The sequence below is a fragment of the Pseudomonas sp. HK3 genome, assembly GCF_052920985.1.
Genome location: NZ_JBREXD010000003.1, coordinates 1,437,461 through 1,460,373 on the forward strand (window position 1 = coordinate 1,437,461; position 22,913 = coordinate 1,460,373).

Here is a 22,913-nt window from a genome sequence, read left to right on the forward strand (position 1 = left end):
ACCAAACAATAAGAATAGATATTTATGAAGACGTTATTATTTATTTTAATATTCATCAGTATAAACAGCCATGGCGTTGAACCTATGGATAATTATTATGCCAATGATTTAATTGATGCCGTTAATCAAGCAAAAGAACGCCCACATCATTATGACTACAGCAGCACTTATCGCTATAAGCGCACCACGGCACAAAGCATTGAGCTAAACCGCTTAGACTTGAATGAGCTGGATGAAACTCGTTTAGATATGCAGGGAGAAACGACTGCACTTATTCCCGATGCCCGTGAAGAAGAGATTCTGTCGTTAAAAGAGAATCAAAATACGCTAGAAGAGCGCCGAGCCCCCACCATACAAGTGCAAAATAATATTCCTGTTAATACCTATTATGAGTCAAGCTACGGTAGCCATTATACAAATGGCGTCATAAACCAAGGTGGTTTAGTCTCTACACCTCGCCCCTAGACTTAGCGGCTACCCAATGCAATGCCTTTTCTGTACGCGTTTTTCGTGCACCTGATGCAATCGAAAATAATTTTTTATCCACAAACCACGCATCAGAAACAGCCCCATTATATTTAGGGAGTTCTTGCTCAAACATCTCACATAACTGTAAAAACTGATCAAATCCCTGCGCAAGCTGCAAGTGCACCCAAGGATTTGATACCAGTGGTATTCCATTAAGTAAACCAACCATGGCCAAAGCTTTTGCCACCACATCAACCTGCCCTGCTCGATACGCTTGATTTAAGATAAAACTACTGGCTGCCATTAAAATATGGGCATCTTCTAATACTCTAAAAAGTTTGCTGTAATCCGAATAGCCATCACCCGTTAAAATATCGCACGCAGCGTTGTTCAGCGTTAATATGCCATGGGGTATATCAGACAACATTTTCATGGCGGGCATTTGCGCAACACTTACCCCTGCTTGCTGATAATCGACTAACACGGCTTTTAATACTGGGCGCGAATCATCTTTTTGCTCACCCTGTGCTTTAGCGATCACTAACAACTGCTCGGCCAAGCCTGCCATGGTGACAAAACTCTTTTCGCCAGTGACACTGCCATCTTGATTAATATGAGCCTGGATATTTCTAGGATGATTACCTTGGCTTTCGGTGACACACATAGCGGCCCACTGGCTTTGATTTAATTGCGGCAACAAAGATTGCAAAGCACAACGATAAGCTAACGCAAATGCCTGAGACAAATTAGAGCAACGTAATCCGAGCATTAATACCGCCTCAAGACTCTTGGTTTTATCATAGGATAAAACCACACGTGAGAATTCATCAAAATCGCTATAACAGGGCAGAGCTAACTGATCTTCGAAAGACATATGCATATTAAATCCAAAAAAAGCCCTATTAGGGCTTTATTTCATACTGCTCAATTAAGGCTGAGCAGCAGGTGCGGGGGTTTGAAGTGATTTTATTTCTTTTTCAAGTGCTTGTATTCGACGCATCAATTGCAAGCGTGTCGCATCCATTGCTTTGATGCCCTTACCGTGCTCATCAAGTGTTTTGCTAATGTTTTTTGGTAAGCCTGATAAACCTGAATCCAATTTTGTCTCAAGTAATAAGACATTGGTTTTTGTTTGTTCCATTTCTGCGCTGATCGGTTTTAAACCCGTTTGAATTTGTTTGGCTGTATTTTTTTCTAGTTGAGCTACGTTTTTATTAAGGGCATCCATTTTACTGCTTTGCTTGGTTATCAGTTTACTTTGCGCTGTAAGACGACCTGTATTTTTACTGATATCAACTTTGTTACGCTTATTGGCAAGGTCCCATAATTTTCTTATTTCATGGTCTTGCTCTCTAAGTAAAATTTTCACTGCATCCACAGATAAGTTTGCCTGCTCATCCGTCGATGTTAATTTATCTTGTAAAATCGTGAGTGCCTGTAATTGTAATTCAGACTGTTTTTTTACGTTATAAAGTTCGACCAATAAACCCACACAAAAAATCAGGGAAAAGACCGATAATGCCCATAAGACTTTTGAGGCACCGGACGATCCACCGCTGGACGCGGGGGCTTTAAATTTACCCGTCGAACGCTGACGACTCGCAATTTCTTCGCGGCTCATTGCTATGGATGCTAACTGTTCTGGTTCTTTGTCTTTATTCATAAGGGCTATAAAATTATCTTGAATTTTGGCTATTGTGGCAGTTAGTTGATATTTGGCAAGTCAGTGTCACTGTTTTGGTTAATTTGTTCACAATGAGCAATTCATTAGTCCAGCAGATCAATAGAAAGCCTGTGGTTCTAGTGCTATTATTCACTCACCTATTTTTAGGTACTTACGAATAACACCTCGTAAGTATTGATGATGAGAGTCCAACCATAATAACGGGAGCCCAACATGGCGTTCGAACTACCAGCACTACCTTATGCAAAAGATGCTTTAGAGCCACATATTTCCGCTGAGACCCTTGATTTTCACCACGGTAAACACCACAACACCTACGTAACTAAGCTAAATGGCCTAGTTGAAGGTACTGAGCTTGCTAGCAAGTCTCTAGAAGAAATCGTTAAAACGTCTTCTGGCGGCATTTTCAACAACGCTGCTCAAATCTGGAACCACACTTTTTACTGGAACAGCCTAAGCCCTAACGGCGGCGGCGTACCTACTGGCGCGATTGCAGATGCAATCAACGCAGCATTTGGTTCTTTTGAAGAATTCCAAGCTAAGTTCAACGACTCTGCTGTAAACAACTTCGGCTCTAGCTGGACTTGGTTAGTTAAAAAAGCAGACGGCTCTTTAGACATCGTAAACACGTCTAATGCAGCAACTCCAATCACTGAAGCTGGCCTAACGCCACTTATGACCGTTGACCTTTGGGAACATGCTTACTACATTGATTACCGCAATGTACGTCCTGATTACCTAAAAGGCTTCTGGGCACTAGTAAACTGGGACTTCGCGAACGAAAACTTGGCTAAGTAATTTAGACCCCAGTCTAAAAAGAAGAACAGGCCTTTGGGCCTGTTTTTTTTTGCTCAAAATCCCGTACACTTAGCCAAATTTCATTTTTGGCAGATTCCTATGGCCCGTTTAGTTTTAGGCTCAAGCTCACCTTACCGTAAAGTCCTCTTAGAAAAGCTGGATTTAAGCTTCGATTGTGACAGTCCTGACATCGACGAAACCCCGTTAAAAGATGAACAACCCAAAGACATGGTTGCCCGCTTAGCAAAAGCAAAAGCACAAGCCATAGCACAGCGCCATCCACAGTCTATTATTATTGCCAGTGACCAATGTGCCACCTTAGATGGCCATATTATTGGTAAGCCCGGTAATCATGAAGGTGCCATAGAGCAACTAAAAAATGCCAGCGGCCGCACGGTGACTTTTTATACGAGTTTATGTGTATTCAATGCCGGCACAAATCAATACAAAGAGACTGTTGAGCCCTTCTATGTCTATTTTAAAGAATTAACCGATGGGCAGATCGAAAACTATCTAAAAAAAGAAGAGCCTTACAACTGCGCAGGCAGCTTTAAGTCAGAGGGCTTAGGTATTAGCTTGTTTGAACGCTTAGAAGGTAATGATCCCAATACTTTGATTGGTTTACCCTTAATTCAGTTGATTAAAATGTTGGGTGAGTTTGGAGTACATGTGATTTAACCTCACAACTGACCCCTACTCAATTTAAAGCCAGCTAATGCTGGCTTTTTTGTAACCACTATTCGATAAACAATAGGATTAAAAACCGTGCTCGGCTCTTAATTCGGCCACGTTGTCTGCAAGCTCGCCGACTAATTCTTCTGCATTTAACCTTGCAATGATACTGGCCAATACACGTTTTTCATTATCATCTACCACACCATCTTTAAGTGCTATACCGACAATTTCATTTAATTCGTAAACATCAAGTTTTCCGTCATTAGCGAAACAATTGATTGAACGAAATGACATTTCTAAATAATCATTACTGTTGCTCATAAGATACTCTCACTATTCAGTAAAATTAGTTTGTTAATTGATTTTATTTATTAAATATTGTTTCATTTGTTCTTTGTATTCATGATCATTAAGCCATTGTTTAAAACCGGATAGCTTATTGAAATCCTGCTCGCCTAATAAATCAATATACTTATTATTTACAAATTCTTCCTGGCGTTTAATACGAATATTTCTTTGCCAAGCATCTGTAAAAATTTTAGGCAATTTATCGTGTAAGTCTAAATGTTTGAGTAGATGCCACTCCCCTTGATCCAACCAAGCTTCATCACAATTATTACAAACATCAATCCGATGACTTGTTTGCGTACCGATTTTAAATTTAGACATCAAACGGCTGCATTTAGGACAACCAATGGCTTGCTGATTATCCTCGGTAACAGGCAGTGGTGATTGCACTGCTGTATGGGATTCCGTCTGGTCTAACCAAAACCGGTAGTTCATAAGCGGTAGAATACTGCCTTTGCACTTAGGGCATTCGCACGCAATCAAACCGGGTTCTAACTCTGTGGGCTCTAAGATATAACCCTGACATTTTGGGCAATTCATTTTTTCACCTTAGGTACAGAAAGCTCAGACTCTAGCATCCGTAATTGACGAGATATATCCGTCATTTTTTCATGGGTTTTAAGGTCTATATCTATTTTTTTATCCATACTTTTAACAATTGGATAAATACTATGTTCAATGGTATTGGCCAAAACGGTTAGTATTTTATCAATACCTGGTACAGGTTGATTCACGATTTCAATTGAAGGCTGATTACTCTCAGTTATCTTCTGAATTTTATTAAGGGCATTCATAACCGCAGCATTAATCGATTTAACCGTTAGTGCGTTATTAGAATCTACATTACTTTGCTTATGGAGACTGGCTGACGCTACATTGCCGATCTGGCCAATGCCTTCAACCAAATCTGCAAGCTGAGTCACTACCTTAGCGCCCACATCAGAGTCATCACCACCGAGTGATTTATTACGAAGGAAGTCTTTTTTAATTTGATCCCAACGAGCACGTTCCGTTTGAGTCATGTTTCCGCGTAACTCAGAGAGCTTTAATAAATTGCTTTCTGCACCGGTTGGTTAAAAGCTGCGCTTCGCCCAAATAATGATCTTTAATCATTTGCATCAATTCAGCTTCATTCATGACGGCCGATATTTTTTCCGTCATTTTATTCATATTTCGGTAACTGCCTTGAAGCTTAAACCCAGGTTCAACCCGATATTTATCATCTTGTGCAGCTGATTCGATATATTGCATATTAATTTTTAAGACAACATCTTGAATCACAAACATTTTTTTGAAAATTTCGGTGATTTCATTGATTTCAGCACCACTGTACTGATGGCTAAGGTCCGTAGCCGCTACGTTCATCCCTTTCGCCATATCAATCAATTTGTAGATATCTGCCATTTCTCGTGTCGCTAACGGCGCAAGAACAGGGTTCGATGTTAAAGAGTTTTCAATATAGCTCAATGAAAACTGCTCATCCATCCCACCTAAAATGTCACCTAAGTTATAAATATCAGCACGGTTAGCAAGCATGTCAGGAATCTTAAACGCTTCGCCTGACTCGGTATAAGGGTTACCGGCCATGACCACACTAAATTTACGACCACGCATGTCGTAAGTCTTTGTTTGCCCTTTCCACACACCTTCAATACGTCGTGTGCCATCACAAAGTGATATAAACTTCTGAAGAAATTCTGGATGAGTGTGCTGAATATCATCAAGATACAGCATGACATTCTCACCCATTTCCAGTGCTAGGTTGAGCTTTTCTAATTCTTGCCTTGCTGTGGCATTAGGCGCCTGATCAGGGTCTAACGACATCACATCATGACCCAAAGACGGGCAATTTATTTTCATGAAAATCAAGCCCAGTCGGTTGGCAACATATTCCATTAACGTTGTTTTACCGTAACCAGGGGGGGAGATCATCATTAACAAACCCATTAGGTCTGTTCGTTTTTCATCGCCCACTGTGCCCATTTGTTTCGCAAAGTTATCACCGATTAATGGTAAGTAAGACTCGTTTATTAATCTATTGCGCACAAACGAGCTGAGCGGTTTTGCTTTAAAGGAATCGAGCTTAAGCGCAGACCTTTCATCATTGATAATTTGTTGTCTTAATTTTAAATAATGTTTATAAGCAGGTATCACCACTTTTGAGTGATGATCCATTCTGAGCAAAAATTCATCAATTGAAAATGATAAACATTGATTCACAATTCGCGAGTGATCACCCAGTAATCCTTCTATTTTCAATTCAAGATCAACTTCGCTAAAGCGCCTAGATATTCTTTCATCGGCGTTTAAAAGCGCAACGGCTTCAGGCACATATCGAGACAGATGCTGCAAGTTTTTATTTTCAATCAGAGCATTTAACCATGCCGTTGATACCTGCCAACGTTGAGCGGGCCATCCTATCATTTTTGTTAATGACGTCTGGTATTGTCGCCAGCTGCTATCGTCCATTGAGCGCTTTAGCTCATCTATCAGTTGGACTGCATATTTACTGCCAATAAATTCAAGTCGTTCTCTTGCTAGCTCTGACACCAAATATTTTGATGCTCTATCAATATCTAATGGCGTCACATCAATCGGATGCTGATCAATAAACTCTGCAATACAACCAGCCACTTCTTCAGCAAGTAACGTAAAAGCTTTATCATTTGAAAAAACAGTTTTCATTTTTTCTGCAGACTGAGCTCGCTCTATCCAACCGGCAAGCGGTAACCGACTATTTTTATCGTCACCAGAGAGCATCGTATTAGACTGCTTATCGGATACAGAAAGCGTACGCTCAGTATTTTTTTGATTGACCCAAAATATCTGTGCAATCGCCCGGCACAATGGATCAAACGTAAGTAAGTCCGCACGATCAATCGCTGGGATTAACTCTGCCAGTATCTTTGCTGCGTCGTGATCATGTATGCCTTTTTCATAACCCTCTTTATAGCGTGGGGATGCAAAAACGCTGACTAATTTATTTAACTTAATGGGGTCGATTAAACTACCCACTAAGTCAGCTTGATTGATTTCAGAACCACTGGCGTTAGCAGAGGTTAGTATTGATGAAACGAGGTATTCAGACCGATAAACCTCTTTTGTCTCAGATTCTAATGAAATATCCCAATATTGGCGCAGTGATAAAAGCGCTTCGTTTAATATTGGTTCAAAATAACTGGTACCGGTTAAATGTACATTTAATTCACCGTCTCTGGGGATAATCGTTAAATCTAAATCTTGTGTGTTAACTGAGAAGCGATGCCTTGGCCCCAATTTAATAACATTACCACCAGATTCATAAATGTCGGTTTTATCACGCAGTGCACGTAATGCTTGCTCTTTAATAGATTTTAACTGTGATTCAATATCATCTGATTTTACTGCGTTAGATAGCTCACGAAGCTGCTGTGCTTGCTCCCTAACTTTGATTACCAATGCATCAGAAGCAAAATACGTATTTAATTCATCTGGCTTGGTAAATTTCAGTGAGCGTTTTTCAATACTTGCTAGTATTCGATTAGCGGCATCTGAAATGGATTGTGCCTTTCTTTGCTGGGCATCTTGTAATCTCTGCTTGTGCCCCTCAAATGACTCATAAATTTCTTCACGCTTATCCATGATATCGGAAAGAAATTGATCAAACTCACTAAATTGACTTTCTAATTCTTCTAGCTGTACCAGCAACCTAGATAGCTGCTCATCACATTTCTCAGGCGTAGTGGATAACCCTAAGGCATTTGTAATACTTTGTGAAAACAACTTAAACTGAGCACCAAACTGGGCAATCGCTTCTTCAGAGCCCAGCCCTTTTTGTTTGTGTTTTGCATTGGCTTTACTTTGATTTAACTTTGAATAAACCTGTGAAACCGATTCAATAATACGAGTTCGTACTGTTGGATCTTCAACTTTCAAACTACTCATTAATTCAGACAGTAGATCTAAGCCTGACGCCGTTGACTCTATTGATTCTATTAATGGATTAAGTTGAGATATTGTAGTTGCTAGACCGACTTCTTTATTCAAGTTATCAATTTTTTCTAAATACGGCTCTATCGCTTTTTCATCAGAAAGGAAATCAACTGTTTTTTGACTCAAGGAGCCTTCTGTTTCATCTAGTTGTTTATTTAAGGCATCAATTTTATCAACATCGATATAACGATGCTCTTTGATCGTAATTAAGTGACCGCGTTGACGGCGAATTTCACTTAACGCATTTACAAATTCTTCTGCCGTCTGCCAGTTATCTGGCCGAATTGTTTGAATTAAATCTGTCTGTTTTTTCTGTGCAGACTGCAGTGTTTTCACTGACTGCTTTTGTATACTTTGTACTTTTTCAAATTCATCCAGCACAAGTTCAGATGTTTTCAGTATATCTCGAACAATATCAGCTAACTCTTTGGTTTCATTACTTTCAAGCCAGTAATGATCATCGAATATTTTCGAAACACTTTTGCTGATTTCTTCATATAACTTTGACGATACGCTCTGCTTTTCAAGCATCCTATATATGGTATACAAATCAGATACACCACGCACCAGCTCTGCATTACCAATTTTTCCTAAAAACGACTGACTAACAGGCGCATGGCTTGCAAATTCATCACTGATATAAGGGGTTTGCCAAATTTGCATCGGATGCACACGAGTGGGCTCATGCTCAGACGTAAAGATTATTAATTGACCATTCTCAGCCAGCGCATAACCATGCCCATAGATAGGATTCTTTAATTCTTTTTCGATTAAATTGTATGCAAATAATCCCACGGCCCCTTCGTTAGGCTCATAGAATACATACAAGATATCCTCACCATTAGGAGACTTAATGGCCCTTTTAAACTTTAATTTGTCTATTTCATTTTCAAACGTTTTAAACTCACCCGTTTGTAAATAGTAACCGCCTGGAAATATTACACCGTGGTCTTCTGGCAGTTGAACACATGCTTCACCCAACGCATCTATTCTTAGCACCGCATCTGTCAGTGTATTAAAAATAAAATAGCGCCAAATATCTTCTCTATATGGCTTAATTTTAAGTAAAATTAAGCTGCCAACTTTAGAATAAAATATAGATGCATCATCTATCGACTGAGTATCATCATCGACAGGTTCGCTGTAAATTCCGGCACCATTTTCAGTGTTATTCTCAATTTTTATCGTTAAATCACCATTAATGGTTTCAACAAAAATTTGATCTAATATATTAACATGTGGGTAACGGCCTAAAACGGTATCTTCACGAGCAGTTTCAAGCCATTCGAAATCATAAGAAGGCGGTAGCTTAATGTCTCTTTCACCACGATTATCAATGTAACGAATATCAGTGCCATCGGCCGAAACAGACCAGCGGAAAACACGTAAATCTTCTGGTCTTTCACCTATCTGAAAAGCGGCTAATAATTTGCCATCTTTTACTGATAGCTGTACTAGTTTTGTATGCTTGTAATAACGATACAACTCATCAAAGTCGTTGACGAAGCTGCTTTCGCGTAAAAAAGATTTATCCAGTGAAACAGGTGTCATCTCATAACTTTCATCATTCTGCGTAACGCTGAACAATGAAAATACATCTTCAATTTTGGTTTCTTTTTTTAATCCGATAAAAACGTTATAGCCAAACAGTAACTGGTTGCCAACTTGTACTATATCTCTAGCGATACAGTTATTTTCAGTTCGAACTCGTACTCTGGCAACAACATTTAGTTCAGAATTACCGAACTCTTGAAGGCGAGATTCATTTAAAGCAGTGGTCTCCTGCTCTAATTTTTTACCCTGTTCAACAAGACGCTTACGAATCACTTCATATGCGCCTCCTTGAGCGACAGCATCATCCACTACACCCGTGTCGATGCCGCCTGCTTTAACAGACTGATCCATTTCAAAATCCTTTATTCGCTAATAGAATGAAAGGCGCATAATTGCGCCGTAAATGCTGTTTAAGCTTTCACTTCATCTTCATTCGTGGCTTTTGGACTATTTTGAACAACTTTATTAATCAAGCTCGATATCACATTACTTTTTTGTGCAAGACCATCTACAGCTTTACCAATAGATAGTGATTTAGCAAAGTTATCGAAGAAGTGGTCTTCACCGCCTACGATGTCAATTTTCGCTTTTTGTAACGCAGTGGCTAGAACAGAAGCATTTTCTTTCGAGATTTCTTTGCCAGCTTCGATCGTTGCAAGTGCTTCTTTCAGCGCGACTTCAAGTCCCATTCTGAATTCTTCATGGGAGCGAGCATCATCACTCATATTGTTCATCGCTTCGAACTTATCAACTAGGCCATCGGCCTCTGCTTTAAATTGCTCACGAGTCACTTCTGCATTAGCCAAACCAATTTCACGTGCGGCTTTAGCATCGGCATCGCCTTGTGCCGACGTTACTTCTGCTTCTGCTTTACCTGTGCCTAGCAGTGCATCGGCTTCGGCATTACCTTTTGCGATAATGACATTCGCTTCAGCTAAACCTTCTTTTTCTAGTGCATCTGCTTTCGCTTCTTGAACTTTAGCATCCGCCAGTCCAGGTGCTGCTCGTTCAGCTTGAACACCTTCAGCCATTTTCTTCTTAGCATCCGCTTCTTTGGTGACGGCTTCTAAGTCTGCTTGTGCTAACGTCGTAATTTCAACTGCTTTGTGTTTCGCAGACGCCTCTTCTGCTTCTGCCGCTTTAACTTGCTTGATTTTTTCTTCTTCTGCTTTTGCTTCTGCTGCTAGTACTTTGGTTTGCTTATCACGATCCGCCTCAGAAACTTCACGAACTTCTTTAATGCGCTCTTCTTCAATGGCAACGGTTTTATCAACCACTACACGCTCTCGAATCACATTGGCAATTTCTTTCTTTTCTATCTCAATGGCTTTTTCAGCTTCAATTTTTTGAAGATCCACTTCACGCTCACGAGAAACGATTTCAAGGTCTCGTGCGCGAGTTACTTTTTCTTCTTCGATTGCTACGGCACGTTGACGGTTCTGCTCCGCAACCTGAATTTCACGTTGTTGATTTTCAGTTTTAACCGCTAATTCTTGATCAACTTGAATGGTTGCTGCATCCGCTTTTAAGCGCTCTTCTTCCTGAACTTTTTTGGTTTCGGCTTCTTCACGAGCACGAATGGTGGTAATTTCACGCTCTTGCTTCGCTTCTGCATCTGACTGCTGACGCTCTAGTTCTAGCATGGCCTCTACGGTTTCAACATTCTTTTTCTTAATCGCTAATTCTTCATCGCGTTCAAGATTATTCGTATGAACATTTTGTCTTGCCGTTAGCTCAGTGATTTTCTTGATGCCTTCAGCATCCAAGATATTAGAAGGGTCTAATGATGATTTTGGCGTTTGCTCTAAATAGTCAATTGCCACGTCTTCTAAAACATAGCCATTAAGGTCATCGCCGATGACTTCAATAATTTTCTCACGAAATTCTTGACGGTTTTCAAACAGGCTCACAAACTCTATTTGCTTACCAACTGTCTTCAATGCTTCTGAAAATTTAGCGTTAAATAACTGGTTTACCGCTTCTTTATCAGATGCTCTGCTCGCACCGATTGATTTGGCTACTTTAAGAACATCTTCAGTTGTTTCATTAACTCGCAAATAAAATGCAACGGTAATATCGGCACGCATATTGTCGGCACAGATCAACCCGTCTTTGGCACGTCTGTCTACTTCAAGTGTGATTAATGATACTTTCATTAATTCTTTTTTATAGATAATTGGATAAACCAACGCACCTGTAAAATGCACTTTAGGTGATGAACTCATGTCGTTGACAATCAAAGCGGTACCTTGATCGACTTTCACATAAAATGATTTAAATAATATAGCCATTCCCATTAAAACTAAGAATACTATTGAGGCACCCGTCAAAATAGGCATAAGCACTGTTAGATCGGCCATTTCATTACTTCCTTTTTTATAATATTAAAATTAATTATGAGTTATGCTATTTACCGTTAAACTCTTCTTGAGAAATCACTCGGTAAACATTTTTTTCTGCTATGTATTCAAAAACAACAACCTTTTCACCTTTGGTAAACGTTGTGCCTTTTTCACTTCTTATCTTTAGTATTAAGCCTGCGCCACCATCTTGCATCACAGCCTCACCAAAGTTCTCATCCACTCTTGATGTTCTTACTACTGCTGTTTGCCCTAGAACATATTTAGCGGTTTCCTGAATCGCATTTTTGAATAACGATCTCATCGGTCTAATAAGCACAGAGGTTATTAAGACAGCCAAATATAAAGAGCCAATAAATATGGGAATCCCAACTAAGAATTCTAAAAAACCACTGGGGATTATGCTAAAGATTAGATAGGCACTGTAGTAGCTTATCAACCAGCCAAATAAGACAACGAAAGACAGTATGATTGTAACGGGTACGCCATATAAACCAAATTTCATCATCACGCCGGCCAGTACACTGGCGTTATCAAAACCAGTGTCAGCTTCGGCTTCTGGTAAATCAAAATCCAAAATATCGAGTGATACCACGCCTAATACCGCGATAGCCCAATAAAATGCAGCAATGATTAAGAGAAATGTAAAAATAACAGTGGGGAAAGATGTTATATTTTGATAGAAAGGGTCCATGCCTTCCGTTAATAAAATCGCAAACACTCTTATACCTCCTGTATTAAAAGCATGAATTTTATGATGCTGTATTATTTCCGGCAAGAGAATACCTGATACCGTAAAGGCTCACCAGTCTCTAAGCTAGAATTAGGTCACGTAATTCACAGTTTTGATCTTACAATATGACTGTCTATTTTTTATACGATAAAATAGACAGTCATTCTATTATTTACTTTCGATTCTTTAGCTTTTCTAGGATATCCGCCGCTGTATTACTACCCGACACGATGCCCGCCTCTTCTAGTTTAGCCTGCAATGAATCACTAGGATTATCACTGGATACTTCCTGAGCAGCACTCAATTTCGCCGACTTTAATGCCTGCTGCTCTTTAATTCTTTCAAGAGAGTCCATTGCTGTCCGCATTTTTGAGTTAGAACCACTGTGCCTTTGAGCAACCGCAGCCTGCGCCTTTTGAACAGACTCCGTTGCCTTTACCGTATCAATTTGCTGCTTAAGATGCTTCAAATTATGATCCGCTTGATTGATTGCAGATCGAAGACTCTCAGCACTGGCCAGAAATTCAGTTGCTGAATTTTGATTCTGCTCAAACTGAGCCTCTAACCCAGCTATTTTTTCTGCCACTTCTAATGCCAAGCTCTCATCATTTTTCTCTAGAGCCTGTATTGCATAACCTTCATATTTTTCAATTTCTAATTTGACAACATTGGCTTTTTCTTGAGCCAGCTTTTGTCTTGCGATTATATCAGCCAAGCTGTCTTTTGACTTTTTCAGTTCTTCTGAGGCATCTCGAATCTCTTGATCAAGAATACGAAGAGCCTGCGCATCTACCGCTGCCTCGCCCAACTCATTTGCTCCACCACGTAGGACGGTAATCATTTTCATCCAAATTTTCATTTTTTTCCCCTAATGGTTATTACACGGTTTCAATTTCTTCGCTTAAGAATTCGCCATACACTTCAGCTGCCTGTATAACATTGGTGGCTAACATTTCAATCTCAAAAACAACATTGGTCAGCAACGATTTTGAGCTTAATGCTCCGAACATATAGTAATAATCATTGTCTCCTTCAACGCCATCCAGACTAATAGACGATAAAGGGAAGTACTTTTGAGTTCTTAAAATGGCATCATTGAACGCATCCAAGTCCTTAACTTCTGCGACTGGCCATAAAACAGCTTCTACCACGAGTTGATCACCGGATACCGTCAAAAAAACGGGTAAATCACCATATTCTCCCATCGTTATATACAACGCCTGCTCAACGCCTTCAATCAGCTCAACTTTCGCCTTACCTGAATGAAACAAAACGTCTTCAGACAATGCTTTATACAAACTAGGTGTTTCCCACCTACTTCCATTGACCATCATATCTTCTACCCCTTTATTTTCATTTCCCTTAATGAGCTCACGCAATCGCTTTTCATAAAAAGACAACTGCCGCGCATTCTCCGGAAGTATCCAAACTTCCTTCTTTACTAGACCTTGATCTCGTAAACGCTTGCGATACTCACGCTGATAATGTGCTGATGATTTAATATTCATAGGCCCACCTTACCTACTTACATGTAACATAGCAAGTATTACATGTAATGTTTTCTATGTTACATGGAACACTCATTTTGAGGAAATCCAACCTTCTACAGGCTAATACACCACTATCAATCTAAAAGGCCTCACAGATTTGAACTCACAAGGGCCTGCCAGATAATTGATCATTGCAGGCCACACCCGCTTTCAGGCCGAATAGATTAATACAAGAATGCAGCAACCCCAATGATGACATCGGAATTCTGTTAGATACAGATCAGACTATGACCTGATATCGCTTTGATTACTCAGAAACTGCTGAACACACTTTATCTGTATTTCCGCGAACGAACGGGCCGCAAAATTGAGAATTACCTTAAAAAAGAAGAGCCGCATGCTGTGCAGGCCGTTTAAAATCTGAAGGCTTGGCAGTTAGTGTGTTTGAGCGCTTGAGGGAGGTAATCCTAATACTTGATTGGCTTGGCGTTAATTAGGGTATTGGACATGTGATTTGACGTTAGACGTTAGACGTTAGACGTTAGACGTTAGACGTTAGACAAAATGCAGGGGATTAAGTAGAGGATGTAAGCCATTCTGTGTAACCGCCAGTTTTAAATGTAATCTTTCAAACGGTCTTCGAACATGATCATAAATCGGTTCAAGGCCGTTTTCCAGTTTCTTATCGGCATAGTCCACTTTTCCGAAGCTTGTCGTACCGCAAGGTAAACCACTTTTTTAGCCGACTCTTCTGTTGGAAATACTTTTCGTTTTTTCGTCGCTTTTCGAATAACGCTGTTCAGAGATTCAATGGCATTGGTTGTGTAAATGGCTTTTCTGATATCAGCAGGATAGTTAAAAAGCGTATTTAAATTCTCCCAGTGATTACGCCAAGATCGGCTGATTTGTGGATATTGACCATCCCACTTCTCACTAAAATCAGACAGTGATTGCAAGGCACTTTCCTCAGTCGCGGCCTGGTAAATTTTCTTTAAATCAGCGGTGACGGCTTTGTAATCTTTCCAAGGAACGTACTTCACTGAGTTACGCACCATGTGCACGATGCACAGCTGAATTTGCGTTTCTGGATAGACGGCATTGATAGCATCTGGAAAGCCCTTCAGGCCATCCACGCAAGCAATGAGAATGTCTTTCACACCACGATTCTGCAGCTCAGTCAGAACATTTAGCCAGAACTTAGCCCCTTCGTTTTCAGATAGCCACATGCCCAATAACTCCTTGTGGCCTTCCATGTTGACGCCTAAGGCAAGGTAAACTGATTTATTGATCACCTGTTTGTCCTGACGAATTTTAAGCACGATGTAATCAAGATAAACAATGGGATACACCGCATCTAATTCACGAGATTGCCATTCAATCACTTCTTCAATGACCGCATCAGTGACTTTTGAAATTAGGCTTGGAGAGGCATCTGCGTTATACAGTTCTTTAAACGTTTTAACGATTTCTCGTGTGGTCATGCCTTGGGCGTATAAAAATAAAATTTTATCGTCCATCGAGGTAAACCGAGTCTGATTTTTCTTTACTAATTTAGGATTAAAAGAGCCTTCGCGATCCCTAGGGGTATCTAGTTGAAACTGGCCATCTTCGGTGCGTAAAGTTTTACTGGTGGTGCCATTGCGGCTATTGGAGTTAGAGGATTCTTCATTCCGTTCATAACCAAGGTGCTCATCAAGCTCAGTATTTAAAGCCCGCTCAACTGTCACTTTAGTGAGCATCTGACGAAATTCATTAAGGTCTTGTTCTGTTTTAATACCCTTTGCCGCTTCGCGGGCAAAGGCTTCTAGTGCTTCTTTGTTCATTGATGCCTATCCTTAGCCATTTCTGGCTTTGATGATAAGCAGTTACACAGATTTATCTACAGCCTCTTTTAAATTTAACGCCTGCCATTACGGGTTTTATCCCGTAGATGGCCTTGTTATGTTTAACTCCCTTGATTGCAATAATCTAATTTGAAAGCTGCAACCATATCCGGGAAGTTTTTGAAATTTGGGTTGTTTATAGCAAATCCCGTATTAGGGTCTAATGCGACCCCCTTATTGTAATTGATTATACTGGCATCATAGAGGTTACAACCCTTCTCTTTTAACTCTTGTCCTAGATAAAAGTTTGCTAATACAAATTGAGTTTTTGATACTTGCATTAATTTATTTAATTTCGTGAATAATTCAATCGCTTTAGTTGCGTGTAAAATTGCTTTACCGTTTTTAGGGTCGTGATCAGGGAACTTAACATGAAACTTTGGATTAGTTGCATTTGCAGTTCCTTTATACAAACTAGCTAAAAACACGTGTGATTCGGCCATTCCAAATTCATTATTTAGCTCAGTGAAATCATTGAGTGATTCCTTTCCAAGCCTTTCTGCCGGATGTATGCGCCCTTGATTCATCAGAGAGTATGCGTAGGATAATTTCTTATCGGGGTCACTTGTGTAAGGTACTAATGCAGCAGAACAACCCTGTAAAATAATTAATGCCGCAGTAATGAGTCCAATTCTAATTTTCATGCCTCTTCCTATTTAGTAATTCAAATTCTAGCTATTTCAAACATAACATTTTATTCATAAGACCTTGCAAGCTTCCCTACCTTGCAAGGTACTAAAAACTCATTATCTACAATCTAAATCCATAGCACCAACAATTATAAGAAAGTTACAAAGTCGATTTAGAGCCTACACTCGCTTCGCTCGGATCAAACCTACCGGAGGTTCTTGTCCTACCTGAGCACGAATTTTTCCTACTGTTAAATTTCAGGCATAAAAAAACCCAACTCTATTAAAGTTGGGTTTTTCTTGAATCTGGTGCGCTCAGGAGGATTCGAACCTCCGACCGCCTGGTTCGTAGCCAGGTACTCTATCCAGCTGAGCTATGAGCGCAAGACTGATAAATTTAAGATTATTAAATAACCTTTCAAACTCTCTTGAAAACAGAATCAGTTACTGTTCTAAAAGATGGTGCGCTCAGGAGGATTCGAACCTCCGACCGCCTGGTTCGTAGCCAGGTACTCTATCCAGCTGAGCTATGAGCGCATCGTTTGGGGCGGCGAATTATAGATAAACTAAAATATTAGTCAACTATCGCCACTTTTTATTTTTACTCGAAGGTATTAATAAAAAGAGTTGTGATGGCGGAGAGAGAGGGATTCGAACCCTCGATAAGATTTCTCCTATACACCCTTAGCAGGGGTGCGCCTTCAGCCACTCGGCCATCTCTCCAACACGCGGCGTATGTTACCACTTTACAGAGAAATTAAAAGAAAAATTTCAATGAAATTAATACATTAGCGCAAAATCAGTCTTCAGACGGTTGATCTTTTTCTTTTTGGATACGTTGGTAAATTTCTTCACGGTGAACAGCGACTTCTTTTGGCGCATTCACACCAATTCGAACTTGATTACCTTTAACCCCTAAAACAGTGACTGTTACCTCGTCACCAACCATAAGAGTTTCACCAACACGACGCGTTAAAATAAGCATTCTATTCTCCTGAACATGTGATCAGTACAGCTTACGCTGACCACTTTAATCCCCGCTTTGTATACAAAACGAGCATCCATAAGATTTATTATTGACCAGCTTTGAAAAATTAAAAGCCTCATATCGAACCTTTCCAGAATATTTAGTTATGGAAAGCGCTAAATTAGAGGCTTACTGGCCGACGACCTAGGGTGCGATGGGTTTCCAACGCGTTCTTACTAGAAGGTGCCTAATCCTTGACGTTCTTCTTAACTACTTACTTATCGTTGTCATCAAGTCCAAAGGCTGTGTGCAATGCACGCACGGCCAGCTCTAGATACTTTTCATCAATCACAACCGATATTTTAATTTCTGACGTGGAGATAATCTGAATATTGATATTCTCTTGCGCCAAAACATCAAACATTTTACTAGCAACACCAGCATGACTGCGCATACCAACACCCACCAGCGATAATTTAGTAATGCCTTTATCACCCGATACCTCACGAGCACCCAAGCTTTGAGCCACTTCGCGTAATATTGATTCTGTTTTCACAAAATCATTACGGTGTACGGTGAAAGTGAAGTCAGTGGTTTTATCTGCCGCCACATTTTGCACAATCATATCAACTTCGATATTCGCAGCGCTCACAGGCCCTAAAATTTTAGACGCCACACCAGGAATATCAGGCACACCCAATACGGTTAATTTGGCTTCGTCACGGTTAAACGCAATTCCGGAAATAACTGGCTGTTCCACTGATTCATCATCCTCTATTGTAATAAGGGTGCCATTGCCTTCTTTACTGCTGTGTAAAACACGCAGTGGCACTTTATATTTACCAGCAAACTCCACAGAGCGAATTTGCAATACTTTCGACCCAAGGCTGGCCATTTCAAGCATTTCTTCAAAAGTAATCTTGTCCATGCGACGGGCTTTTTCAACAACACGAGGATCCGTTGTATATACGCCATCAACATCCGTGTAGATATGGCACTCATCTGCCTTTAGCGCAGCCGCTAACGCCACACCTGTAGTGTCCGAGCCACCACGACCAAGTGTGGTGATATTACCTTCACCATCAACACCCTGGAAGCCTGCAACAATAACGACTCGGCCTTCAGCAAGATCACTTTTAATTTTTTGTGTGTCGATATCTTGAATACGTGCTTTCATATGAGCACTGTCTGTCAATATCTTCACCTGAGAACCCGTATACGAACGAGCAGGTACACCCAGTTTATTTAATGCCATGCTTAATAAAGCAATTGTAACTTGCTCACCCGTACTGACCAATACATCCATCTCACGAGGTGTAGGCTGGTCAGTAATGCCATTGGCAAGCTCAATAAGACGATTGGTTTCACCACTCATGGCGCTGACCGCAACCACAACATCGTGACCGTCATCTTTGAATTTTTTAATTTTCTTAGCAACGCCTTCGATTCGCTCTACGCTACCTACCGAGGTGCCACCGTATTTGTGTACGTACAATGCCATGGTTTCAGGCTCTCATAAGGGTACAAAATTTGGGCGCTAATTAGACACTAATTAACGCCGTATTGGAACTATGCAAAATAGCTCAGCAAACCATAAGAACCGTTTAATCAAAAAAAGATGTCTTTCTTTTATTAAACCGCCCATGTTTTACAGGTTTGCTTCTGCCCACTGCTCAAATGCAGCCAATGCAGCCGGAATACCTTCTGGTTTTTTACCACCAGCTTGCGCCAAATCAGGCTTACCGCCACCACGGCCATCAACATAAGGAGCCAACTCTTTTACAATATCGCCGGCTTTTGCCTTACCTAGTAAGTCTTTTGTGACACCCGCAATTAAGGTGACCTTGTCACCCTCACTGCTGGCCAACAAAATAACGGCACTGGCTAATTTGTTTTTCAATTGATCCATTGCGCCACGCATGGCCGGTACATCTGCACCATCCAATTGAGCCGCTAATACATTAATGCCATTAATTTGTTTTGCGCCTGCGGCTAAATCGGTACCAGCACCCGATGCTAACTTGGCTTTAAGCTGTTGTACGTCTTTTTCGAGCTGACGGTTTTTACTCACCGCCGCCTCTACTTTATCCAATACACTATCGCGATTGCCTTTTACTTGGGTCGCAATGGCCGTAATGGTGCTTTCCATGTTGGCGATGTAATCGTATGCCGCTTCGGCTACCACAGCTTCAACACGGCGCACACCCGCTGCAACACCACTTTCACTGACAATTTTTAAGAAGCCAATATCACCCGTACGTTTTGCATGGGTACCGCCACATAGCTCAACCGAAAAGCCATCACTGCCCATGCTTAATACGCGCACTTCGTCATCGTATTTTTCACCAAATAATGCCATTGCACCATTCGCTTTTGCCGCTTCAATATCCATAAGCTCTGTACTTACGAGTGTATTGATACGAATTTGTTCATTCACTTTTTTCTCAACGGCTGATACTTCTTGTGCCGTCATGGCTTCAAAGTGGGCAAAATCAAAACGCAGTCGATCATATGTGCACAATGATCCTTTTTGCTGCACATGCTCGCCCAATGCTTCACGTAATGCTGCGTGCAATAAATGCGTCGCCGAATGGTGAAGCGCTGTCTGCTGACGTTTATGCTCATCAACACTGGCACTTAATGTATCGCCTACGTTTAAGGTACCTGTCTTCACTTCACCGTGATGTAAGTGGTTTTTCTGCTCTTTTGTGGTATCGGTCACAATGAACTCAATACCGCTGCCGGTTAGTAATCCTTTGTCGCCAACTTGCCCACCTGATTCACCATAGAAAGGCGTACTATCTAATACCACCATACCCGCATCACCAGCGGCCAAGCTTTCCACTTGTGTGCCGTCTTTAAATAAAGCGATGATTTTTCCTTGATTTAAGAGGCTGTCATAACCGGTAAAATCGGTTTCACCGTCAAGATTTAATGTGTCGGTGTAATCCACTTTAAAGTTAGAGGCCGCACGTGCTTTGCTCTTGTTGCTCTTGCATACAAGCATCAAAACCTGCTTCATCTACTTTTAAATCTTTTTCACGGGCAATGTCAGCGGTTAAATCAACAGGGAAGCCGTAGGTATCGTATAACTTAAAAACGGTTTCGCCGGGAATCGTATCGCCTTTCAAATCGGCAATTGCGCTTTCTAATAACTTCATGCCGTTATCTAGGGTTTTGGCAAATTGCTCTTCTTCTAGTTTTAGAATTTTTTCAATATGAGGCTGATTTTTGGCAAGCTCTGGGTAAGCCTGACCCATTTCTGTTACTAATGCCGACACCAACTTGTAAAAGAAAAGGTCACTTGCACCCAAGATATGACCGTGACGCAAAGCACGACGAATGATTCGACGCAGTACATAACCACGCCCTTCATTTGACGGCATAACACCATCGCTAATCAAAAAACTGCATGAACGAATATGATCGGCAATTACGAGTAAAGACTTGCTGCTTAATTCTTTGGTGCCCGTTACGTCTGCAGCGGCTTTAATTAACCCTTGGAATAAGTCAATTTCATAGTTTGCATGCACACCCTGCATAATTGCAGAAATACGCTCAAGACCCATACCGGTATCAACTGACGGCTTAGGTAACGGATCCATAGCGCCGCTGGCCTGACGGTTATACTGCATGAAAACAATATTCCAGATTTCGATGAAACGATCGCCATCTTCTTCTGGCGTGCCTGGCTTGCCACCCCAAATGTGCTCTCCATGATCATAGAAAACCTCACTACAAGGGCCGCATGGGCCGGTATCACCCATTTGCCAGAAGTTATCGGATGCGTATTTTTCGCCTTTTTTATCGCCTATGCGGATAATTTTATCTTTTGGCAACCCCATACCTTTGTGCCAAAGATCGAAAGCTTCGTCATCGTCTGCGTAAACTGTCACCAGCAGCTTATCTTCTGGTAGACCCAACCATTCTTTGCTGGTTAAGAATTCCCATGCGAACTTGATGGCTTCTTGCTTGAAATAATCACCAAAGCTGAAGTTACCCAGCATCTCAAAGAAGGTGTGGTGGCGTGCGGTATAGCCTACATTTTCGAGGTCATTATGCTTACCACCTGCTCGCACACAGCGCTGACTGCTGGTTGCACGCGTGTAAGGGCGCTTATCTTGGCCTAAAAACACATCTTTAAATTGGTTCATGCCCGCGTTGGTAAACATCAATGTAGGATCGTTACCTGGAATGAGAGAACTACTGGCAACAACGTCATGCTGCTTGCTTGCAAAGTAGTCAAGAAACGATTGTCTTATTTCTGCGGTTTTCATACTTCGTCCATCAGGCTGCACCTGCATTGAGCTAAGTGCTGATTATTATAAATAAAAAAGGGCGCTAGTATAACGGCAATCCTCACGCCAGACGAGAGCTGACCGCGAATAGTGGTGGAAATGAAAATCCAGTTTTCAGTTTTTATGCAAATAATCTTGCAATATATATTAGTAAGTACTAATTTAGATAATACTTAAGTTAATATTAGGAGCTAACCATGTCCATTGATCGTCTTGTGTTTGCGATTGCCGGTGTCTTTATTTTACTCAGCATTGGGCTTTCACAAGTCCACAACCAAAACTGGCTATGGTTCACTGCATTTGTCGGCATCAATATGTTTCAAGCTGCTTTTACTGGTTTTTGTCCTCTTGCAAAAACGTTAAAAGCCTTAGGTGTCTCTCCGGGGCCGGCATTTAACTAAAAACTGAGTGATAGCTTACATTTACTCACACTTGTTCTATTGAAACACAGCATGGCAACACTCATAATGGAGGCTTGTCGAACTGAAAATTGTGGGTATCTGTGAAAGTATTTTTTGTATTATTGATTATGAGTGCACTGGCTGCAGTTTACCTATTTTCAAGCAATACTGACCCCGAACAGCACATTGATGACTGGGCCAAACAATCTGCAGCTTTGTTCCAAGATACCGCTAGCGTCTTTTCCTCATTTAAGTCAGATACACCAAGTGAACCTACAACTGATGACACAAGCGAAGAAACTTTCGATGAAAAACTGCAAAATCTATTACCAAGTGAAGAGCTCAACTTAAGCTACGAACCTGATTTTGAGGGCTCTACTGAAATTGCCAATGGAGAATCTGGCAGTATTTTACCCAGCACTCTGTTGCCAAACCTTTTCGATGTAAAGCCTGGATCTAACAGCGCATCGGTCAAAGGGCAGATATTCAGAGACGAAAAAGACAAAATTATCGGTGCTGAAGTTCAGCTTGCTATACCAACGGACATGTAACGATGACTGTGATTGCTTGTATCACTCTGACCCTTTGTGTATTGCTTCTCATGATTAGTTTTGCAGTGGGGCCCTTTGCTAATGAGCCGTTTTTTCGTGCCC

General features: G+C 40.9%; 17 protein-coding genes, 3 tRNA genes and 2 pseudogenes. 5 read left to right on the forward strand and 17 right to left on the reverse strand.

Annotation, left to right across the window (positions count from 1 at the left end):
- Positions 1-24 precede the first annotated feature (24 nt).
- Complete coding sequence (locus tag ACU6U9_RS22305; RefSeq protein WP_446737149.1) at positions 25-465, forward strand: hypothetical protein; 441 nt, start codon at positions 25-27, stop codon at positions 463-465.
- On the opposite strand, the gene ACU6U9_RS22310 is transcribed toward ACU6U9_RS22305, so the two are convergent.
- Together ACU6U9_RS22310 and ACU6U9_RS22315 are read right to left on the reverse strand one after the other, a co-directional pair.
- Positions 449-1,348: an acyl-CoA dehydrogenase family protein gene (locus ACU6U9_RS22310; RefSeq protein ID WP_446737150.1), complete on the reverse strand. Its 900-nt coding sequence runs from the start codon at positions 1,346-1,348 to the stop codon at positions 449-451. The two genes, ACU6U9_RS22305 and ACU6U9_RS22310, sit on opposite strands and share 17 nt — an antisense overlap.
- A 48-nt stretch (positions 1,349-1,396) precedes the next feature.
- Complete coding sequence (locus ACU6U9_RS22315) at positions 1,397-2,131, reverse strand: hypothetical protein (RefSeq protein ID WP_446737151.1); 735 nt, start codon at positions 2,129-2,131, stop codon at positions 1,397-1,399.
- 234 nt (positions 2,132-2,365) lie between these two features.
- On the opposite strand from ACU6U9_RS22315, the gene ACU6U9_RS22320 reads away from it, so the two are divergent.
- Together ACU6U9_RS22320 and ACU6U9_RS22325 are read left to right on the forward strand one after the other, a co-directional pair.
- Positions 2,366-2,950, forward strand: a complete 585-nt coding sequence (locus tag ACU6U9_RS22320) for a superoxide dismutase (protein ID WP_446737152.1) — start codon at positions 2,366-2,368, stop codon at positions 2,948-2,950.
- Between the two features lie 99 nt (positions 2,951-3,049).
- Positions 3,050-3,628: a Maf family protein gene (locus tag ACU6U9_RS22325; RefSeq protein WP_446737153.1), complete on the forward strand. Its 579-nt coding sequence runs from the start codon at positions 3,050-3,052 to the stop codon at positions 3,626-3,628.
- Positions 3,629-3,706: 78 nt separating this feature from the next.
- Here the strand turns inward: ACU6U9_RS22325 and ACU6U9_RS22330 are convergent, their stop codons facing one another.
- From ACU6U9_RS22330 to alaS, 15 genes and pseudogenes are all read right to left on the reverse strand, one after another.
- Positions 3,707-3,946: a hypothetical protein gene (locus ACU6U9_RS22330; RefSeq protein WP_446737154.1), complete on the reverse strand. Its 240-nt coding sequence runs from the start codon at positions 3,944-3,946 to the stop codon at positions 3,707-3,709.
- A 33-nt stretch (positions 3,947-3,979) separates the two neighbouring features.
- Positions 3,980-4,513, reverse strand: coding sequence for a hypothetical protein (locus tag ACU6U9_RS22335; protein ID WP_446737155.1), 534 nt, complete (start codon positions 4,511-4,513; stop codon positions 3,980-3,982).
- Positions 4,510-9,850: pseudogene (locus tag ACU6U9_RS22340) on the reverse strand (DNA repair ATPase). The gene ACU6U9_RS22335 and the pseudogene ACU6U9_RS22340 overlap by 4 nt, the downstream one beginning before the upstream one ends.
- A 59-nt stretch (positions 9,851-9,909) precedes the next feature.
- Positions 9,910-11,859: a hypothetical protein gene (locus tag ACU6U9_RS22345; RefSeq protein WP_446737156.1), complete on the reverse strand. Its 1,950-nt coding sequence runs from the start codon at positions 11,857-11,859 to the stop codon at positions 9,910-9,912.
- A 46-nt stretch (positions 11,860-11,905) separates the two neighbouring features.
- Positions 11,906-12,637 (reverse strand): hypothetical protein, encoded by a 732-nt coding sequence (locus tag ACU6U9_RS22350; RefSeq protein WP_446737157.1) that lies wholly within the window; start codon positions 12,635-12,637, stop codon positions 11,906-11,908.
- A 127-nt stretch (positions 12,638-12,764) separates the two neighbouring features.
- A complete protein-coding gene (locus tag ACU6U9_RS22355; RefSeq protein WP_446737158.1) occupies positions 12,765-13,451 on the reverse strand; it encodes a PspA/IM30 family protein in 687 nt (228 codons plus the stop codon).
- A 19-nt stretch (positions 13,452-13,470) separates the two neighbouring features.
- Positions 13,471-14,100, reverse strand: coding sequence for a YjfI family protein (locus ACU6U9_RS22360; protein WP_446737159.1), 630 nt, complete (start codon positions 14,098-14,100; stop codon positions 13,471-13,473).
- Between the two features lie 596 nt (positions 14,101-14,696).
- Positions 14,697-15,905: an IS256 family transposase gene (locus ACU6U9_RS22365; RefSeq protein WP_446737160.1), complete on the reverse strand. Its 1,209-nt coding sequence runs from the start codon at positions 15,903-15,905 to the stop codon at positions 14,697-14,699.
- A gap of 122 nt (positions 15,906-16,027) precedes the next feature.
- Positions 16,028-16,609 carry a hypothetical protein gene (locus ACU6U9_RS22370; protein WP_446737161.1) on the reverse strand — a complete coding sequence of 194 codons (582 nt, stop codon included), beginning with the start codon at positions 16,607-16,609 and terminating at the stop codon, positions 16,028-16,030.
- 292 nt (positions 16,610-16,901) lie between these two features.
- Positions 16,902-16,978: transfer RNA gene (locus ACU6U9_RS22375), tRNA-Arg, on the reverse strand.
- Between the two features lie 76 nt (positions 16,979-17,054).
- Positions 17,055-17,131 (reverse strand) — tRNA-Arg (locus ACU6U9_RS22380).
- A 96-nt stretch (positions 17,132-17,227) separates the two neighbouring features.
- A tRNA-Ser gene (locus ACU6U9_RS22385) sits at positions 17,228-17,317 on the reverse strand.
- A 76-nt stretch (positions 17,318-17,393) separates the two neighbouring features.
- A complete protein-coding gene (gene csrA / locus ACU6U9_RS22390; RefSeq protein ID WP_446737162.1) occupies positions 17,394-17,579 on the reverse strand; it encodes a carbon storage regulator CsrA in 186 nt (61 codons plus the stop codon).
- Positions 17,580-17,835: 256 nt separating this feature from the next.
- A complete protein-coding gene (locus ACU6U9_RS22395) occupies positions 17,836-19,062 on the reverse strand; it encodes an aspartate kinase (RefSeq protein ID WP_446737163.1) in 1,227 nt (408 codons plus the stop codon).
- A gap of 147 nt (positions 19,063-19,209) precedes the next feature.
- Positions 19,210-21,838: pseudogene (gene alaS, locus ACU6U9_RS22400) on the reverse strand (alanine--tRNA ligase).
- Positions 21,839-22,056: 218 nt separating this feature from the next.
- Here alaS and ACU6U9_RS22405 point away from each other — a divergent pair.
- Positions 22,057-22,260: a YgaP family membrane protein gene (locus ACU6U9_RS22405; RefSeq protein ID WP_446737164.1), complete on the forward strand. Its 204-nt coding sequence runs from the start codon at positions 22,057-22,059 to the stop codon at positions 22,258-22,260.
- A gap of 101 nt (positions 22,261-22,361) precedes the next feature.
- The gene (locus tag ACU6U9_RS22410) at positions 22,362-22,811 is read left to right on the forward strand and encodes a hypothetical protein (RefSeq protein WP_446737165.1); all 450 of its coding nucleotides are present in this window, start codon (positions 22,362-22,364) and stop codon (positions 22,809-22,811) included.
- Positions 22,812-22,913: the final 102 nt, after the last annotated feature.

What these genes read in the sequence shown, in the direction of transcription:
- ACU6U9_RS22305 (WP_446737149.1), top strand. Translation starts at nt 25, where the DNA reads ATGAAGACGTTATTATTTATTTTAATATTCATCAGTATAAACAGCCAT.
- ACU6U9_RS22310 (WP_446737150.1), bottom strand. Translation starts at nt 1,348, where the DNA reads ATGCATATGTCTTTCGAAGATCAGTTAGCTCTGCCCTGTTATAGCGAT.
- ACU6U9_RS22315 (WP_446737151.1), bottom strand. Translation starts at nt 2,131, where the DNA reads ATGAATAAAGACAAAGAACCAGAACAGTTAGCATCCATAGCAATGAGC.
- ACU6U9_RS22320 (WP_446737152.1), top strand. Translation starts at nt 2,366, where the DNA reads ATGGCGTTCGAACTACCAGCACTACCTTATGCAAAAGATGCTTTAGAG.
- ACU6U9_RS22325 (WP_446737153.1), top strand. Translation starts at nt 3,050, where the DNA reads ATGGCCCGTTTAGTTTTAGGCTCAAGCTCACCTTACCGTAAAGTCCTC.
- ACU6U9_RS22330 (WP_446737154.1), bottom strand. Translation starts at nt 3,946, where the DNA reads ATGAGCAACAGTAATGATTATTTAGAAATGTCATTTCGTTCAATCAAT.
- ACU6U9_RS22335 (WP_446737155.1), bottom strand. Translation starts at nt 4,513, where the DNA reads ATGAATTGCCCAAAATGTCAGGGTTATATCTTAGAGCCCACAGAGTTA.
- ACU6U9_RS22345 (WP_446737156.1), bottom strand. Translation starts at nt 11,859, where the DNA reads ATGGCCGATCTAACAGTGCTTATGCCTATTTTGACGGGTGCCTCAATA.
- ACU6U9_RS22355 (WP_446737158.1), bottom strand. Translation starts at nt 13,451, where the DNA reads ATGAAAATTTGGATGAAAATGATTACCGTCCTACGTGGTGGAGCAAAT.
- ACU6U9_RS22360 (WP_446737159.1), bottom strand. Translation starts at nt 14,100, where the DNA reads ATGAATATTAAATCATCAGCACATTATCAGCGTGAGTATCGCAAGCGT.
- ACU6U9_RS22365 (WP_446737160.1), bottom strand. Translation starts at nt 15,905, where the DNA reads ATGAACAAAGAAGCACTAGAAGCCTTTGCCCGCGAAGCGGCAAAGGGT.
- ACU6U9_RS22370 (WP_446737161.1), bottom strand. Translation starts at nt 16,609, where the DNA reads ATGAAAATTAGAATTGGACTCATTACTGCGGCATTAATTATTTTACAG.
- csrA (WP_446737162.1), bottom strand. Translation starts at nt 17,579, where the DNA reads ATGCTTATTTTAACGCGTCGTGTTGGTGAAACTCTTATGGTTGGTGAC.
- ACU6U9_RS22395 (WP_446737163.1), bottom strand. Translation starts at nt 19,062, where the DNA reads ATGGCATTGTACGTACACAAATACGGTGGCACCTCGGTAGGTAGCGTA.
- ACU6U9_RS22405 (WP_446737164.1), top strand. Translation starts at nt 22,057, where the DNA reads ATGTCCATTGATCGTCTTGTGTTTGCGATTGCCGGTGTCTTTATTTTA.